Genomic DNA, 17,805 nt, shown 5'->3' on the forward strand with positions numbered 1-17,805 from the left:
TTATATTTCCTGTGAAAAATATGCACCTAAAATATTTATTAGCCCTGGCTGCATTTATATGGTCTCTGTTCTTTTTTCCAAGGCTGCTTGCTGGTGATACTTTGCCGCCTTTTACCTGGCCGGTAAAAGGAGAGGTGGTAACTGAATTCAGGCAGTCTTACTGGGACAGCCAAAGGGAAAAATACAGGAAGCATACCGGTATAGACATAAAATCAACCCATAGCCTGGTAAGGGCCAGCGCCAGCGGGTATGTCAGTTACAAGGGATTTTCACCTACCGGAGGCCTTACTCTGGTTATAAAGCATAACCAGAAAATTAGGACCACCTACCTTAACCTGGCCCATATCCTGGTATCGCCAGGCAGCTATGTTTACCAGGGCCAGCCCATAGCCAGGATAGGAGCAGAAGATGATCCTTCGCACCAAGGCGCCCATCTGCATTTTGGGGTAATCTACAGCCAGGCCTATCTAGATCCGCAGGATCTACTGGGCATTGACTACAGCAGCTTATCCCGGTTTATATATCTTCAATATTTAGAGCGGGATTATCTATTAAAATAGAGGTCTTCCTGTTTCATTATACCGCCTGCCTATAGCCATTGATGGTAATACAGTTACAGGAAATATGACAGCTGTCTCCTTTGATGCCGCCGTCTTTAAATATATTTTTGCCTGCATCCTCTATATCAGCATAATGGTGTATCTGTGATAGCTAAATCTGGGGCATCAGGAAAGTAGGTGGCCATAGATTGCCTGGGCCAGGCCATAGCGGTAATTCTCTGCAGTTATTATATCTGCCTGGTCCAATACCGACTGGTAGGCATTCCCTACGGCGATTTTTAGTCCTGCCACCTCAAACAGGCTAAGATCATTGGGGCTGTCCCCAAAAGCAGCTATGCTTTTGGGGTCTATATTCAATACTTCCAGCAGCTTTAAGAGGGCATTGCCCTTGGTGGCTTTAAGGTTAAGGATATCAAAAAAATATTGCCCTGACCTTACTACCTGAAGCACAGAACTGTATTTATCCCTCAGCAGGCGATCCAGGGGATGGGTTTCGGCAATAGCAGTACTTAATATGGTAGCATGATGGGAAAAATAAGGGGTCTGCAGGCTATCTACCGGTATGAGCTTTTCTCCTACTTTTTTTATATGATCCATGTCCGGATGATATTTTTCATAAAATATCTTGCCGGAGCTAAGGCAGGCCAGGGGATAACCTCCCTCCCGTTTTATGGTTTTAACCACATCCAAATAGTGATCAGGCCCAATTACGGTGGAACTTATAATGCGTAAATCACGGTTAACGGTAACTGCCCCGCTCTGGGTAATCTGGGGAAGCTTTAAATTTAGGCTCCTTACCAGGGGATAGATAGCATCAATAGTTTTTCCAGTAGCCAGGATAACCCCTATGCCCGCATCCATGCACTCCAGCAGAGCCTTGCGGTTAGGGGCAGGAAGGTTTGAATTTGCATCCAGCAGGGTACCGTCTACATCAGTAACTATTAACTTGTATCTTTTTGCAGGCACTTTATTTACCTATTTGATACTGGTTGGACATCTTTTCCCAGCACATATTTAAAAATTGCTTTCCCCAGGCCGGAATGGTTATTATCACCTGCCACTATGTCTGCTTGAGCCATTACCTCAGGAAAAGAATTACTCATGGCTATGGACAGCCCCCCTACTTCAAACAGGCTCAGATCATTGAAACTGTCTCCCAATACCACTACTTCCTGCCGCTTAATGCCCTGTTGGGCTAATATTTTTTTTAGGGCGTTGCCCTTATTGATCCCAATCTTTAAAAAATCAAAAAAATATTCCCCGGACCTTACTATAAAAAACCGGCTCCCAAACTGTTCCCTTAGATAACCGTCTGCGGGGTGATCCTCCCTGATAGGAGTATGCACGCTGATAGCGTTTTTAGCAATGGAGGGCTGCTCCATATCCTCCACCTGGATTAAATCCACCTGGGCGTTCTGTATATGGACCATATGGGGATCATAGGTCTCATATATCACCCTGCCGTCAGCCAGGGCAGAGGTGGGAGAAAGCCCATAGCCTTTAATAGCCCTTACCAGGTCCAGGTAATCTTTTTCCTCCAGGGTATGGGCTTCTATGACCCCTTTTTGCGGCTGAAAAATCACTCCGCCGTTTAGGGTTATCTGGGGCAGGGTTAAGCCCAGCATATCAATATATTCGGTTATGGTATGTATGGATTTACCTGTTGCCAGCAAAACCTGCAGGCCATTTTCAAGGCAGCACTGGAGTGCTTTGAGGTTCAGCCGGGATATCCTGGACTGATCATCCAGCAGGGTTCCATCTATATCAGTAACTATTAACTTATACATAAATATCAATCAGATATGAGTTGCTAATCCAAAAACATCCTCCCCCGCCTCCAGCAAAGATTCGGAAAGGGTAGGATGAGCATATATATTAGCAATAATGTCTTCTGCTAGCAACTCCGAAGATTTGGCTAAAGCCATTACATGTATAAGTTCTCCGGCATCAGGCCCAATAATATGGGCCCCCAGTATTTCTCCGGTGGAGGCATCAGTAATAACCTTGGTAAAACCGGCAGTATGGCCGTCTATTAAAGCCCTGCCGTTGTGGGTGAAAGGAAACCTACCCACCTTAATTTCTCCAGCTTTCTGTTGAGCCTGTTTTTCAGTAAGCCCCATGGCACCTATCTGGGGAGAAGTAAAAATAGCATAGGGAACCGCCTGGTAGTTTAAAATTTTTTCTACTCCCAGAATATGGTCTACTGCTATCTTCCCTTCTGCTGCTGCTACATGGGCCAGGGGATATTTGCCGTTTATATCACCAATGGCATATATACCGGGAGCAGTAGTAGCTCCAAAGCGGTCGACTTCTATATACCCCTTGCTATCCTGTCTTACTTTTGCCCCATCCAGGTTCAATCCTTCCGTATTGGGCTTTCTGCCTACTGATACCAATGCTTTTTCCGCTTCTATCGTATGGCCCTTATCGGTAGTTAATATTAGGCCTGATTTTTTTATATCCACCCCCTTTATATTAGTGGAAGTCAAGATTTTTATCCCTTTCTCTTCATAAAGGGCAGTTATAAGCTCAGAAACCTCCCTATCCTCGCTTCCCAGTATGCTGGGCAAAACCTCCACAATGGTTACCTGGGACCCCAGGGCTGAAAAAATATAGGCAAACTCCATTCCCACAATACCCCCTCCAATTATGGCCAGGGAGGAAGGTATCTCCTTTAACTGCAACAGGTCCCTGTTGCTTAATATATATTTTTGGTCCAGTTCAAAAGGAGCAACTGAAGCGGGGGAGGAACCAGCAGCTATAATTATATTTTTAGCTTTTATCTTCTGGCCTCCTGCTGTCAATCTAGCTTGGGAATCAAAACTGGCTTCTGCTTTTATCAGCTTAATGTTGTGGGTTTTAAAATGATGTTGTATGGATCTGGAAAGCTTACCCACCATATTCTGCATCTTTTTGACCGCAGCAGCATAATCCAGGGTAAAGCTATCCACGGTTATCCCCATATCAGACACTTTCTTAAGGCTGTCTACTTCCTGGGCCAAGTGATACAGCCATTTGGTAGGCATGCATCCCCAGTTCAGGCATACCCCTCCCAGTTTATCCTTTTCTATTACAGTGGTATCCAGGCCCATCTTGGCAGCCCTTATAGCCGTGATATACCCCCCGGGGCCAGAGCCGATGATAGCTAAGTCAGTTTGTATCATATTGGAACTCCTTTTCACTCGGATTAAAAGTTTATATAATTCTAATGGTTATGGACTATAATAATATTTTAAATCAGGCAAGGCGGCTGGCAGGCAAGAATAATTTGGTTGTATTTGACCTTAAAACTATAGAATACAAACAGGCCTGGCAGCTGCAGTCAGATCTGGCCCAGCTGGCAAAAAACATTTGCTGCCAGGGATTTTTGCTTCTGTTGGAGCATTATCCAGTAATTACTATAGGCAGTAACCGGAGCCGGGATAACCTTATTTCCAGCCCTGAAACCCTGAAATTAAAAAAAATTGGCCTGGTCCAGTCCAACCGGGGCGGAGATATAACTTTTCATGGACCCGGGCAGCTGGTGGGCTACCCCATAATCAACCTTAATTTATTTTCCAAAGATATTTCCCTGTATGTCTGGCGGCTGGAACAGATTCTTATAGATACCCTGAAATATTACTGCCTGCCTGCTTACAGAATACCCGGCCAGCGGGGGGTATATGTGGATAGGCAAAAAATAGCCTCCCTGGGTATAAAGGTAAAAAGATGGGTAACCATGCACGGCTTCGCTTTAAATGTTAATACCGATCTTGATTATTTTAACCATATAGTAGCTTGCGGCCTCAGCCAGAATCCTCCAGTATCCATGCAGAAACTACTTGACCAAACTATCTTACTTGCCCCTGTCAAAGAACAGATAACAGCACAGTTTGAGCATCAGTTCAAAACTGAAGCAGTATGGGCCTAGCTGCCGTTTTCCTTTTTTAAAATCTCATATATTTCTTTTAAAACCTTCAAGGGTTCCCTTATCAGCCTCTTGGGGAAAAAAGGCATCAGGGTAGCCACTGCCTTCTTCATGTCTTCGGTCATGCGGTGAGGCTTGGTCAAGATCCGGTTAATGAAGTCTTCTGCAAAAACAGTTCTCAGGTGGCGCCGGTCAATTTCAACTTTTTTGCCGCAGTGGTTACACTCCACGCTTTTTAAATAATCGCCTATATAGTGCACCGTGTGAGGTACTTCCCGGTTACAGTTTATGCAGAAAAGGGTTATAGTGGTTTCTTCATCTTTTTTCATAACTTTCTGCTTTCGCTAATTTATTACCCTTATTATAAAGGCTTTTAAAGTTTATATCACTAATAGCTCAGGATTTTGTATATGCTCCACTATCCTGTCTAAAAATTGGGCGGCTATAGCCCCATCCAGTATACGGTGGTCCACCGCCAGGGTAATATTTACAAAAGATTTTGGCACCACCTTGTCCTGGTCCAGGCCAGGCTCTTTGTATATAGCTCCTACCGACATTATTGCTGCCTGGGGAGGATTTATTATAGCTGTAAATTCCCTTACTGAAGAATACATCCCCAAGTTGGAAACGGTAAAGGTACCGTTAGCCAAATCCTGGCCGGAAAGGCTGCCCTGCCTGGCCCTGTTTACCAGGTCAGCTCTTTTTTTGGCTATCTCTACCAGGGTAAGCTGGTCTGCATGGCTGATAACCGGCACCACCAAACCACCCTCTATGGATACCGCCAAGCCAATATTTATATCCTGATGGATAATTAAACGGTCATTTTCCAGGGAACTGTTAAAGGCAGGAAACTCTTTTATTACACTGGCGGCAATCTTTAGCATAAAATCAGAATAAGTTATGCCGGCGCCATATAATGCCTGCGCTTTGCTTTTTAGTTTTTCCCTTAAGGCTATAAGTTTATCCGCTTCAGCCTTGGCCTTAAAATATACATGGGGAATACTCTGGTATGACTGGACCATCCTTTGGGCGATGGTTCTCCTCATGGCAGTAAGATTGGAGGCCAAAGAAGTTTCTTTTCCAGCCTCAGGAACTGCTGATTCTATATCCCGGGCTACGATCCGTCCTCCGGGGCCGCTGCCTTTAATACAGCTGTAGTCTATTTGCTTTTCGCGGGATAGCTTTTTGGCATAGGGGGATATCTTGATCCTTTCGGTTGATTTAGCCTGGTAGGCTTCTATGTCCTGTTTTACTATTCTTCCCTTAGGGCCGGTCCCCTTGATTAAAGATAAGTCTATATTTTTTTGTTGGGCCAGCTTTCTAGCCAGGGGGCTGGCTTCTGCCGGTTTTAAGCTTTGTTCGCTTATGGCTTGGCTGGTGATCTCTATTTTAGGCTGTTCTTTGCCCTTTTTTTTGATTATTAGGGGTTCGCCCTTTTCTCCTATGTAAGCCACTACTTCGGTAACCGGCACTTCTTCCCCTTCTTTTTTTAAAATCTTTCTTAAATAACCTGAATAATAAGATTCAACTTCCAAAGACACCTTATCGGTCATAACTTCAAACAGGACCTCCCCTTCCTGTACCAGGTCGCCCTCTTGCTTATGCCATTTTTCTATAACCCCTGATTCCATGGTAAGCCCCAGTTTGGGCATTATAACTTCATGCATGCTCTTCCTCCCCAGCTCAAAGTTTAGATTTCCTTACGGTTATCATTAATAATTGCAATACTGCAATATTATCAAATTTTATTTATTATATCCACTATGCCTTTCTTTATCCTATCGGTATCCGGTATCATCTCCTGCTCCAGCACCAGGGAATAGGGCACCGGGCAATTCTTTCCGGCAATTCTTACCGGAGGAGCATCCAGCCAGTCAAAACCCTCCTGGGCCAGCTGGGCTGCCACCTCCCCCATGAACCCTCCAAAAATAGGCGCTTCTTCTACGCATAACAGCCTCTTTGTCTTTTGAAGTGACTGCAGTACAAGGCCTGTATCTAAGGGCCTTAAGGTTCTTAAGTCTATTACCTCTGCTTCAATACCCTGCTCTTGTGACAAAATTTCTGCTGCCTGCAGGGATTTAGTGACCATATGGGAAGTGGCCACCACCGTCACCTCTGTGCCTTCCCTTTTTATATCGGCTTTGCCCAGGGGAATCTTATACATAGGTTCCGGTACTTCCTGCATGCACTGCCGGTTCTTGTAAAGCAATTTATGCTCTATGAAAATAATAGGGTTTCCATCATAAACAGAAGATATCAGAAGGCCTTTGGCATCATAGGGACAGGAAGGCATTACCACTTTTAGCCCCGGTATATGGGCAAACAGCGACTCCAGGCTCTGGGAATGCTGTTCTGCTGCCCCCGTTCCTCCCCCTCCTGCAGTCCTTATGACCAGGGGCACCCTGGCTTTGCCCCCGAACTGGTATCTTATCTTGGCTGCTTGATTTACAATCTGGTCCATGGCTATGGTCAAAAAGTCAGAAAACATAATCTCTGCAATGGGCCTCATGCCGGTTACCGCGCTGCCTATGCCCGTTCCTACTATGGCCGCTTCTGAAATGGGGGTATTCCTTATCCTTTCCGGGCCAAATTCTTCCAGCATTCCTACCGTTACCCCAAAAGCGCCTCCGTATTCGGCAATATCTTCTCCCAGCAGAAAAACATCCTTATCTTTTCTCATCATCTGCTGCATGGCTTCCCTTATCGCTTCCAGGTAGGTTATCTTTCTCATAGGCTTAAACCTCTTCCTGCTGGTAATAAACATCCTCTTCTACCTGTTCCGGGTCAGGGAAGGGGCTTTCTAAGGCAAATTCTACCGCCTGGGCCAGCTCCCTTGCCACCTGTTTTTCCAACCGCCCTGCCTGCTGCTGGCTTAGGATATTTTCCTGTTTTAAATATTTAAGGTAGCGGGCAATAGGGTCTTTGGCCATCCAGGACCGTACTTCCTGTTTGCTTCGATACACCTGGGCATCGCTTTTGGAATGTCCTTTCCAGCGGTAAGTAACCGCTTCTACCAGTACCGGCCCTTTGCCTAACCGGCACCGCTGGGCAAAATGGTAAATGGTATTATAAACCTGGCCCAAATCATTTCCATCAATGGTGAGCCCATCTATTCCATAAGCCAGCTTGCGGTCTGAAATCTTATTGATATTAAAGGCATAACTGGTGGGAGTAGACATGCCGTAAACATTATTTTCACAAATATATATAACCGGTAAATCCCAGATGGAAGCCAGGTTTAAGGATTCATGGAAAATTCCCTGGTTAGCCGCTCCATCGCCAAAAAAGCAAAGCACCACCTTCCGGTTTCCAAACTTTAGCTTACAGGTAAGGGCTGCCCCGGCAGCAATTCCCAGCCCTCCCCCCACTATTCCGTTAGCTCCCAGATTACCAGAATCAAGGTCTGCAATATGCATAGAGCCTCCCCTGCCCCGGCAATAGCCGGTGCTTTTGCCCAGAAGCTCTGCCATCATTAGCTTAAGGTCTGCCCCCTTGCCTATGCAGTGGCCATGGCCCCGGTGGGTAGAGGTGATATAGTCCTCCCTGCCAGCGGCAGAAATAGCACCTATAGCTGTTGCTTCCTGGCCAATGCAAAGATGGCAGGTACCATGAATCATGCCCCGTATTATAAACTGCTCTGTCTGCTGCTCAAAATGCCTGACCTGGTACATTTTTTTTAACATATCTATTTTTACAGAATTATCCAGCTGGCCAAACCTGTCTTCCAGCCTATATCCGCCCACCATCATATTTGCTGCCATATTAATCTTTACCTACCTTCCTGGCAGTATAATCATCAGTGATAAGCCTATCCATAATGCCTCCCTGTAATGCCGCCTTTATTACCGGGGCTTTTCTCAAGCCAAAGCCAACCACTACTACATCCTGTATCTGTTTTAGCCTGTCCCAGCTGGCCCTGATTAACCTGTGGTTTAAACGGTTTTTTACCGGTTTTCCCTGTCTGTCTATAAATATAAGGTTAATATCCCCTATCACCTGCAGGCTTTTTAAATAATCAAATTCTTCCGGCTTGAAATTTCCGCTTTGCAGTAAAGTGGATTTTTGGCCTATATCGCTGATTCCCAATATAGCCATCTCTACCTTGTCGTAATTGCTGATGATTTGTTCAGTATTGCTGTCTTTTTCAATAAACTCTTTTACCTGCCTGTTGTCCACCACCGCGGGAGCATTGATAATGTAGCTTATCCCCCCTAGCCGCTGGGCCAGGGTAGCGGCAATAGAATTGGTATGGATCCCAGTCCCAATTTTACCCAGTCCCCCTATAAGGGGAATGACCTTTACCGGGTAGCTGCCCTTAACCTCCATGTAATCAGTAAGGCTTTTTAAAGTGGTGCCCCACCCTATTCCCAAGTATTTTACAGCAGCAGCCCGCCTGTCCAGCATACTGGAAAGCCTGGCTGCCATGGCTTTTAATATTTGGGCCTTGTCCTCATAGCTGGGAACGATAATGCACTCTTTAAGGTTAAACTTCTTTTCTATCTCCAATTCCAGTGTCTCGTACTGGCCGGAAGGAGAATGGATTTTGATATCTACTATCTTTTCTGACCTGGCCAGGTTAAGGTACCGGGATACCCGGGTGCGGGATATGCCCAGTTTATCTGCAATTTCCTGCTGGGTCTGATCCCCCAGGTAATAGAGCCTGGCTATTTTAGTCACCAGTTTTTGTTTCTGAATATCCATTCCCCATATCGCACATCTGTGCATTAAAAGCACATAATTTCACTTATCACTATAGCATAACCCTAAAACTTTTCCAATGCTTGCACCTTATTTCAAGCAGAATATAGGTTTATATACCTGCCTGGACAACATCAGGTCCAGGCCCTGTTTAAATTGGGACAGAGGCATGGTTTCCGAAAGCAGCCCCGATACATCAATTCTTCCTTGGCTAATCAGCTGGTAGGCGGATTCTAAAGTCTGGGGGGTAGAAGAATAGGTGCTCTTGAGAGTAATTTCCCTTTTGTAGATTTCTTCCAGATTCATATCTACTGTAACATTTTTTTGGGAAGCGCCAAATATATTGATTACGGCCCCGTCCCTGATATAATCCATGGCCTGCTTAACCGTACTGCTATTGGTTACAGTTAACAGCACCACATCGGCACCTATCTTAGTCAGGTGTTTAATCTTTTTGCCCATATCTTCCCCATTGGGATTTATTAGCGCATCCGCTCCTGCCTCTTGTGCCAGTTTCAGCCTACTATCATCTATATCTACAGCAATAGCTTTTGCTTTTGCCAGCTTTACCAGCTGTATAAACAGTATGCCTATAGCCCCGGCTCCCACCACGCTAACCCAGTCCCCCGGCTGTATGTCTACCCTGTCCATAGCCCTCATACAGCAGGCCAGGGGCTCTATAAATACCGCATTCTCTACCGGCAGGCCTGGAGGTAGTTTGAAAGTAGTATAGTTTATATGGTGCCCTGAAAGCTTTATATATTGGGAAAAACCCCCCGGTTCAATATTGGTCTGCCTAAATTGAGAACACATGGAATAGTTTCCATGCCTGCAGTAATGGCATTTAAAACAGGGGATATGGTGGGCCGCCACTACCACATCACCAATACTAAACCTGGAAACCTGCTTGCCTTTTTTAACTACCTTACCCACCACTTCATGTCCATATATTGCAGGTTTGGGAGAATCCGGATCAAATATCTTGATTATGTCTGAACCGCAAAGGCCGCACAGCAGCATCTCTATCAGCATCTCACTGGGGCCTATGGCCGGTACCTCTACCTCCTGTAGGCAAAATTTATCATGGCTGTAGCAAAAAAGAGCTTTCATGGCTTAACTTACTATATTGTATTTAATTCCCTGTTTATTATCCATCAAATTTAAGGCTTGCAGCAGCTGGCTTAAAGGCATATCCGCAGTAATAAATTTTTGGGCATCTATCAGCCCTGAAACAATCATGCCAAAAGCCTTTTGGGCATAATAAGGGGTGAGATGGTATATACCCTTTATGGTTAGCTCTGAATAATGAAGCAAAGAAGTATCCACTTCAATGGTGCTTCCGTGTTTACACCCCCCAAAAAGCAGTGCCAACCCGCCTTTTCTAACCATAAGGATAGCTTTTTCCCAAACCTTGGCACTTCCTGTAGCATCAATAGCTACATCTGCCCCGTAGCCTCGTTCCGTAAAAGACTTAACTTCTTCCACCGGATCGGTTTGGGAGGCATCAACCGTAAAATGGGCGCCAAACTGCCGGGCATAAGCCAGCCTTTCAGAAGATAAGTCGCTCACAATTATTCTGGCCCCTTTCAGTTTGGCCAAAGCCACAAATAAAAGACCTATAGGTCCCGCCCCGTTTATGGCTACGGTATCCCCAATGCCGATATGGCTCTCTTCTACCCCGTGAAGCACACAGGACAGGGGCTCCAGCAGGGCCGCTTCCTTATAGCTTACATGATCCGGTATTTTAAAGGTATTTATTTTAACAATAGAAGATGGGATTTTAATATACTGGGCATAAGCGCCATTGTTGTACACTATATTTTCACACATGGAATAGCGCTCCCGGCGGCAGTAGTAACATTGAAAACAGGGACTGGAATTTAACCCTACTACCCGGTCTCCCACCTTAAATCCTTCTGTCCCCGGCCCTATTTCCACTATGTCTCCTGCGTACTCGTGGCCAAATACCGAGCCATCTTTAATCATGGTTGGATGGCCCTGCTTATAGGTTTTTAAATCAGAACCGCAGGTAAGGGCAGCCCTTATCCTTACCAATAATTCGCCCTGCCCCACCTGGGGAATATCAGTCTCAGCATATCTTACCTGGCCAGGCCCAAAGAAAAGCTGGGCTTTCATCTTGCCTTTCATACTAAGCCTTCCTGTCTTTTGTTATGGTTCCCTATTATATATTATTCTATATGATTTCCCAAAATTATCCCGGCAAAACTTGAAATACATCAACAGGCCGGTAACCGCAATAAATATAGTTAACTATCAATTTTAAGAAAATGGTTTACTGCTTTCCGGTAAGGCAAAGCGTCAATTACCCCTTTCCGGGTGGAAGTGATGGCAGCAGCAGCACTGCTGAATGTTAATACTTTTTCCAGCAAGGCCTGGTCTAAGGCCAGGCTGCCTAAACCATAGTCCAGGATACCGCATAAAAGCCCGGCCACAAAACTGTCACCGCAGCCGGTAGCATCCACGGTGTCCAGCTGGAACGTTTCCACTTTTCCGTATCCGGAATCAGAGAGGTAATAAGAGCCGTACTGGCCCAGGGTAAGTATCACCAGCCGGGGACCATATTCCCTTATTTGCTCCATGGCCAGCTTATGGTCTTTTTCCCCGGTCAAAAAAGCCAGTTCTTCATCATTCACCTTAACTACATCAGCCAAGCCCAAAGGCTTAATAATTTGCTGGCGGGCTGATTTTAAATCAGGCCAAAGAGCAGGCCGCAGGTTAGGGTCATAAGAAATTACCAAACCGCCTTGTTTGGCTGTCCCGGCTGCTTTCAGCGTGGCTGAACGGCTGGGCTGGCTTACCAGGGTGATAGAGCCAAAATGAAACACCTTCCCCGACCGCAGGAATTGCAGGTCAAACTGTTTTGAATCCAGCATCATGTCTGCGCTAGGATTACGGTAAAATAAAAATTCGCGGGTATTGGGGGTGGGCAGAGAAACAAAGGCCAGCCCGGTGCGGGCCTGGCTGTCAAATTGAATCTGGCTTACATCTACCTGGTTTTCAATAAAAATTTGCTCCAAATAACGGCCAAAGTCATCATCTCCCACCCTGCCTATAAAGGCAGCTGACCTGTCCAGCCTGGCTACCCCCACTGCCACATTGGCAGGGGCTCCCCCTGCCACCTTTTTAAAAGCATCTACTTCTATCAATTTTTTACCTGATTCTAAAGGCATAAAATCAATCAAGGCTTCTCCCAGGCATAAAATATCAGGCATAATGTTATCCTCCTGTGTACCTCTTGTTTGGTTAAAGCCAGCCACCCGGCTACCCGGCAATGATCATCTACAGCAAACCAAAGATTCTATTTTGCCATTTATAAGGCTTTTTTTTACTGCTTATATTATAATGTTTTTTATCCATTTTAAAAAAATATTGTTGTTATGATTAAACAAGAACTGGTTATTGCTAAAATTAATTTTAAAAACTCCACCGAATTATTCTCTTTTGCGGCCAGCCTGCTGCAGCAAAAGGGCATAGTAAAACCAGGATTTTTGGAAGCATTAATACAACGGGAAAATCTTTATCCCACCGGGCTGGTGATAAACGGCACCGGCATTGCCCTTCCCCATACTGACCGGGAATTAGTGGTTCAAAAAGCCTTAGCAGTAGCCATATGTCCCCAGCCTGTAATTTTTAAAAAGATGGATGATCCCGGCCAAGATATTTTGGTAAAAATAGTTTTTTTCCCCCTGGCCAGCTTTGGCCAGGCTAAATTTCTGGCTTCACTATTAAATAAAATAAGGAATTCTGATATATTAAATAAACTTTGTAACGCCAAAGACAAGAAAGAAATATGGCAGCTGCTCAAAAAGTCTTTGAATACATAATAGAGCTGGGACCGGTATTAATTATTCCAGCTATTTTACTGCTGCTGGGACTAATAACCGGCAGAAAACCCCATAAAACCCTGCTGCACGTATTGTATGTATTTTTAGGGCTGGTGCTTACTGCCATAATGCTAACTATCTTTATCAATTTTTTCCAGCCTTTGGTTAATACCCTGGTAATAAATTCTACCAAGAATTTCCAGATTATAGACATAGGGATGGCTCTTTCTAAAAATCTGGCTTTAAGTTCGCCCTTTATCATGGAAACCATCATAGCAGTAATACTGCTAAACCTGATCATGCTGGCTTTCAGGTTAACCAGGACCATAAACATAGATATATGGAATTTTTGGTCCATACTGGTGGTAAGCACTGCTATATATTCCATTACTGGAATCCGCTGGATGGGCCTGCTTATCTCCCTGGTCGTGACCTCAATTACCCTGGTGCTGTCTGATATTTATGCTCCCAGCCTGCAAAAATACTATGGTTTGGAAAATATATCTGTAGCCCAGACCCAATCTGTCTGCTGGGCGCCTCTGGCCCAATTTATTAATTTCGTTATGAATAAGGTACCATTTGTAAAGAAAGCTCACCTGTTTTTTGAACAGATTCAATATAAACTGGGTTTCTTTTCCGAACCCATGGTGCTGGGGTTTATACTGGGTATGGTGGTAGGGCTTGTTACCCGCTACCACACCATTGCCGTTACCCCCAGGGCAGATATACTATATGCTGCAGGGGCAGGCTTAAGGATGGCCGTTATTATGGTTATCATACCCAGGGCATTTCACCTGACAGCCAAAGGCCTGGTACCCCTGATTACTGATATTAAGGGTTTTGTAGAACGTAGAATAACCAAAAGGCCGCTCTATATCGGCCTGGATCCCCTTATACTGGCCGGACATCCCGCAGTAATAGGGCTGTCTGCAGTCATGGTCCCACTTACCGTATATATTGCCACTATACTGCCTGGCAACCGGCTGCTTCCCGGCCCCGACCTTATATTTATACCCTTTATCGTCATATGGGCGGTAGCTGCCTCCAGGGGGGATACCTTCAGAAGCGTAATATCGGCAGCAGTTATGATACCCTTGATTTTATGGATTACTACCAATGCAGCTGACCTGTATACCAGCATGGCTGTGGCTAACAACCTGGAAATTCCGGAAGGCTATACCCAGGTATCCAGCATAAGCAGCGGCGCCAATTTGATATTCTGGGTTTTGATTCAGATCATCAGGCCTATACTTAATTTTTTTATCTAAGCAGCTAAACTTCTACTCTAAGGGCCTTCTTCTGGTTATCCTCTGTATATAGTCCAGATAAATGTTCTTTTTTACTTCCTGCTCACTATCCACAAAAGCAACTCCTGCCCTTATCAGCAAAAACTTTATCTTATGGCTGTTCTGGGTAATAATTTTTCTAACCGTGCTGGGGAGAGTCCTGGTAACCCACAAGTCAGCCTCCTGGCTGATATAGGGAAAGAATGAATACCTGTATACTAGATCTACCCAGGGTATGTCTATTTTTTCTACCAATGAGGTGTAGCTGATTCCAGGCATCTCCACTATTATTTTTTTGGATTGGTCTATTATTTCCCGGTTTATTTGTTTTTCAATCCTTTTAAAATTATAGGTTGATATGGCCATAAATATCCCATACAGGGCTATTATCGGTATTATAAACCAGTAATAATCCTGGATAAATCTTAATATATAATTGCCTATTTTACCTAAAAAGGCATCCAGCCATACTTGAGACATATTAGACCATTGGTAAGTTTTGCATCGAAGTAATCCTAACATAACTAATGGATTTATTGAAGCAAAACCCAAATTTCAGGACAGCTGGCGCTAACAAAAATGTATCTTTATTTAATCTTTACCTGGTGGATTTTGCTTAATCACTTTGTTATAATAGCCCTGTTTTAAAATAAATCCAGCTCATGAAGCTAAAAAAAGATTTAAAGCTTATAGACGTTTTCTGCATTGCTACCGGTGCTATGATTAGCTCCGGTCTTTTTGTTTTACCTGGACTGGCTCATGCCAAAGCGGGCCCTGCAGTAGTTATTTCCTACCTGGTGGCCGGCCTTTTAGCTTTAATAGGAGTATTGAACATAGCTGAACTGGCTACCGCCATGCCCAAGGCAGGGGGAGACTATTTCTTCATTACCAGGGGCCTGGGGCCGGCCATTGGTACGGTGGCAGGGATGCTAAGCTGGTTTTCCCTTTCTCTAAAAAGCGCTTTTGCCCTGGTAGGAATTGCCGCTTTTATCCGGATAATATTTGAATTCAACATGCAAGTGCTGGCTATAGCCTTATGCCTTGTATTTGTAGCACTGAACTTTTTTGGAGTAAAGCAAGCCAGCAAAACCCAAATAATAATGGTGGCTTGCCTGCTGGCTATACTAGCAGTTTATATCGGGTTCAGCCTGCCTAAAATAAGCATTCAAAGATTTGGCACCTTTGCTCCCCAGGGTATCCTTTCTGTATTTTCTACCACCGGCTTTGTGTTTGTATCTTATGGAGGACTGCTGAAAATTTCCAGCATAGCTGAAGAGGTAAAAGATCCCAAGAGAAACCTGCCCCTGGGACTTATCCTATCATTGGTAGTTACCACCATTATCTACGGGGTAGTGGTATTTATAACCGTAGGGCTTTTAGAGCCTGCCCAACTGGATAATTCCCTTACCCCCATATCGGACGGGGCTTCCCTGTCCATGGGACTTGCCGGAGTAATAGTGCTGAGCATAGCGGCTATACTGGCCTTTATTTCTACTGTAAATGCAGGAATAATGTCTGCTTCCCGCTACCCTTTTGCCTTAAGCAGGGACCGCCTGTTTCCTCCCTGGTTTGAAAAGCTTCATAAAAGGTTTAATACCCCCTATGTAGCTGTGCTGGTTACCGGGCTTTTAATCATTATCTTCCTGTTTTTAGAGCTGGACCTGCTGGTAAAAGTAGCTTCTACCATAGTTATACTGGCCTACATCCTGTCCATACTGTCGGTAGTGGTACTGAGGGTCAGCAAACTTCAGAATTACCGGCCGGGGTTCAGGGCGCCTTTTTTCCCCTGGCTGCAGATAGCAGGAGTTATTGGTTTTGTATTCATACTTATAGAGATGGGAAAAGATGTCCTGATTCTTAGCGCGATACTTATAGCAGTGGGGGTCATAATCTATTTTGCCTATGGCAGAAAAAGGGTTAAGGGCAAAGAACATGCCCTGCTTTATCTTTTGGATGGAATTACTCCCCAAAACAGGTCCTATACTGCAGGGGCGCTGGAGCATGAATTAAAAAATATACTTTATGAACGGGACCAGATAAAGAGGGATGATTTTCACCAGATCATAGAATCAGCTGATGTACTGGATATAAAACAGTGCCTTACCCTGGGCCAGCTGTATATGATGGTTTCCAAGATAATAGCAGAAAAACTGGACCGTGACCCTACTTATTTCTTTGATAAATTTGAAAAAAGGGAAGCTGAAAGCAGCACCAGGATAAACAATGAAATAATCATGCCCAGCGTTATAATTGAAGGGGAAGGCTACTTTGACATATTGATAGCCAGATGCTGCCAGGGTTTGATTATAGATGGCTCAGAAAACAATATAATGGCCGCCTTCTTTTTAATATCTTCCCGGGACCAGAGGAATTTGATGCTCCGGACCCATACCTTCCTTTCCCAGATTATTGCGGAAGAGGATTTTGAGCAGCGGTGGGTACAGGCCAGGGACCAACACGCCTTAAAAGATATTATATTGCTGGGAAAAAGAAAGAGATAATATATTATTTATAATCATCAGCGGCTTGGCTGCCGGAAAATGAAAGCAAAATAAAGTAGTCCCATGATATACACGCTAACCTTGAATTTAAACCTGGATTTAATCTATCAGGCAGGGCAGTTGGACCACAACCTTATAAATCGGGCCAGGATGGTATCCCTTTCTGTAGGTGGAAAAGGGATAAACATATGCAGGGCCTTAGGCTGCCTGGGCCTAAAAAGCCAGGCCCTGGGTTTTTACGGAGGGGATTTAAAATCATTTATTGCCGGTCAGCTGCTCACAGAAAAAATTGATTCTGACCTGCTCCCTATTGAGCAGCCCAACCGCATCAATACCAAGATAATTGAAACTAGAACCAGGCGGGTGGTGGAAATTAATGCATTAGGCCCCCATATTTCGCCCACAGAAACTGGGGCCCTGATAAATCTTGTAAAAAAGAAGGTAAGATCCGGGGATTTTATGGTTCTGGCCGGAAGCCTGCCTTTAAATATGAAGGTTGATATATATGGAAAGATTATACAGATATGCCGCCAAAAGAAAGTAAAAGTACTGCTGGATGTTTCCGGTAAACCTCTGGAGCCGGCAATAGCGGCAGTTCCAAATTATCTAAGTATAAACCGTCAAGAGCTAAACAATTTAAACCCGCAGCAAAAAGATACCCCCCTCCATATACGGCAGCTGCTGGACTCAGGCATAGAAGCAATACTTATTACTGATGGTTCCCGTAAGGCAATCTACGGCCGGCTAGGATCCCTATGGCAGACCATACCCCCTAGGGTAGAAGGCCTCTCTACCGTAGGCTCAGGGGATTCCGTGGATGCAGGATTCCTATATGGTATCATAAAAGGGCTGCCTCCCTCCCAGGTACTGGCCACGGCTGTAGCCTGCGGCACGGCTAACCTGCTTACTGATGTACCAGGGCAAATTGATCCAAAAGAGTTGGACTGCCTTAAAAAAAAGGTTGAGGCAAAACCGTTAGAAATCAAATAGTAATTAAATGGGGATACC

Annotated in this window: 18 protein-coding genes; 6 read left to right on the forward strand and 12 right to left on the reverse strand. The window is 44.7% G+C overall.

Translation table 11 applies throughout. The annotated features are described in order from the left end of the window. Positions 1-101 precede the first annotated feature (101 nt). On the forward strand, positions 102-560 hold the full coding sequence (locus PHN32_03980; GenBank protein MDD3776749.1) for a M23 family metallopeptidase: 459 nt from the start codon (positions 102-104) through the stop codon (positions 558-560). Between the two features lie 165 nt (positions 561-725). On the opposite strand, the gene PHN32_03985 is transcribed toward PHN32_03980, so the two are convergent. From PHN32_03985 to lpdA, 3 genes are read right to left on the reverse strand one after another with little or no spacing between them, the layout of a single operon-like run. Continuing rightward, complete coding sequence (locus PHN32_03985) at positions 726-1,526, reverse strand: HAD family hydrolase (GenBank protein ID MDD3776750.1); 801 nt, start codon at positions 1,524-1,526, stop codon at positions 726-728. A gap of 5 nt (positions 1,527-1,531) precedes the next feature. After that, the gene (locus PHN32_03990) at positions 1,532-2,347 is read right to left on the reverse strand and encodes an HAD family hydrolase (protein MDD3776751.1); all 816 of its coding nucleotides are present in this window, start codon (positions 2,345-2,347) and stop codon (positions 1,532-1,534) included. A 9-nt stretch (positions 2,348-2,356) separates the two neighbouring features. Continuing rightward, positions 2,357-3,724: a dihydrolipoyl dehydrogenase gene (lpdA, locus tag PHN32_03995; GenBank protein MDD3776752.1), complete on the reverse strand. Its 1,368-nt coding sequence runs from the start codon at positions 3,722-3,724 to the stop codon at positions 2,357-2,359. Between the two features lie 50 nt (positions 3,725-3,774). Between lpdA and lipB the strand changes: the two genes are divergently transcribed. Next, positions 3,775-4,470, forward strand: coding sequence for a lipoyl(octanoyl) transferase LipB (lipB, locus tag PHN32_04000; GenBank protein MDD3776753.1), 696 nt, complete (start codon positions 3,775-3,777; stop codon positions 4,468-4,470). Here lipB and PHN32_04005 read toward each other — a convergent pair. The 8 genes from PHN32_04005 to PHN32_04040 form a co-directional block, all read right to left on the reverse strand. After that, positions 4,467-4,796 carry a bh protein gene (locus tag PHN32_04005; protein MDD3776754.1) on the reverse strand — a complete coding sequence of 110 codons (330 nt, stop codon included), beginning with the start codon at positions 4,794-4,796 and terminating at the stop codon, positions 4,467-4,469. The two genes, lipB and PHN32_04005, sit on opposite strands and share 4 nt — an antisense overlap. Before the next feature lie 51 nt (positions 4,797-4,847). Beyond that, entirely contained in the window at positions 4,848-6,134 is a 1,287-nt protein-coding gene (locus PHN32_04010; GenBank protein MDD3776755.1) for a dihydrolipoamide acetyltransferase family protein, read from the reverse strand. Between the two features lie 71 nt (positions 6,135-6,205). After that, positions 6,206-7,198 carry an alpha-ketoacid dehydrogenase subunit beta gene (locus tag PHN32_04015; protein MDD3776756.1) on the reverse strand — a complete coding sequence of 331 codons (993 nt, stop codon included), beginning with the start codon at positions 7,196-7,198 and terminating at the stop codon, positions 6,206-6,208. A 4-nt stretch (positions 7,199-7,202) separates the two neighbouring features. Further along, positions 7,203-8,150: a thiamine pyrophosphate-dependent dehydrogenase E1 component subunit alpha gene (locus tag PHN32_04020; protein MDD3776757.1), complete on the reverse strand. Its 948-nt coding sequence runs from the start codon at positions 8,148-8,150 to the stop codon at positions 7,203-7,205. Between the two features lie 79 nt (positions 8,151-8,229). Then, on the reverse strand, positions 8,230-9,168 hold the full coding sequence (locus PHN32_04025) for a sugar-binding domain-containing protein (GenBank protein MDD3776758.1): 939 nt from the start codon (positions 9,166-9,168) through the stop codon (positions 8,230-8,232). A gap of 87 nt (positions 9,169-9,255) precedes the next feature. Further along, positions 9,256-10,275 (reverse strand): alcohol dehydrogenase catalytic domain-containing protein, encoded by a 1,020-nt coding sequence (locus PHN32_04030; GenBank protein MDD3776759.1) that lies wholly within the window; start codon positions 10,273-10,275, stop codon positions 9,256-9,258. A gap of 3 nt (positions 10,276-10,278) precedes the next feature. Then, positions 10,279-11,313, reverse strand: a complete 1,035-nt coding sequence (locus PHN32_04035; protein ID MDD3776760.1) for a zinc-binding dehydrogenase — start codon at positions 11,311-11,313, stop codon at positions 10,279-10,281. Positions 11,314-11,432: 119 nt separating this feature from the next. Beyond that, entirely contained in the window at positions 11,433-12,398 is a 966-nt protein-coding gene (locus PHN32_04040; GenBank protein MDD3776761.1) for a PfkB family carbohydrate kinase, read from the reverse strand. Positions 12,399-12,563: 165 nt separating this feature from the next. Here PHN32_04040 and PHN32_04045 point away from each other — a divergent pair, with 165 nt between their 5' ends. Continuing rightward, complete coding sequence (locus PHN32_04045) at positions 12,564-13,010, forward strand: PTS sugar transporter subunit IIA (GenBank protein ID MDD3776762.1); 447 nt, start codon at positions 12,564-12,566, stop codon at positions 13,008-13,010. Next, positions 12,977-14,278, forward strand: coding sequence for a hypothetical protein (locus PHN32_04050; protein MDD3776763.1), 1,302 nt, complete (start codon positions 12,977-12,979; stop codon positions 14,276-14,278). Before PHN32_04045 ends, PHN32_04050 begins: the two co-directional genes overlap by 34 nt. A 12-nt stretch (positions 14,279-14,290) precedes the next feature. Here the strand turns inward: PHN32_04050 and PHN32_04055 are convergent, their stop codons facing one another. Continuing rightward, positions 14,291-14,776, reverse strand: coding sequence for a hypothetical protein (locus PHN32_04055; GenBank protein MDD3776764.1), 486 nt, complete (start codon positions 14,774-14,776; stop codon positions 14,291-14,293). A gap of 182 nt (positions 14,777-14,958) precedes the next feature. Between PHN32_04055 and PHN32_04060 the strand changes: the two genes are divergently transcribed. Both PHN32_04060 and PHN32_04065 read left to right on the forward strand, forming a co-directional pair. Then, on the forward strand, positions 14,959-16,797 hold the full coding sequence (locus PHN32_04060) for an amino acid permease (GenBank protein MDD3776765.1): 1,839 nt from the start codon (positions 14,959-14,961) through the stop codon (positions 16,795-16,797). 63 nt (positions 16,798-16,860) lie between these two features. Continuing rightward, complete coding sequence (locus PHN32_04065) at positions 16,861-17,787, forward strand: hexose kinase (protein MDD3776766.1); 927 nt, start codon at positions 16,861-16,863, stop codon at positions 17,785-17,787. The last annotated feature ends 18 nt before the right edge of the window (positions 17,788-17,805 follow it).

Source organism: Actinomycetota bacterium (assembly GCA_028698215.1).
Lineage (GTDB): Bacteria > Actinomycetota > Humimicrobiia > Humimicrobiales > Humimicrobiaceae > Halolacustris.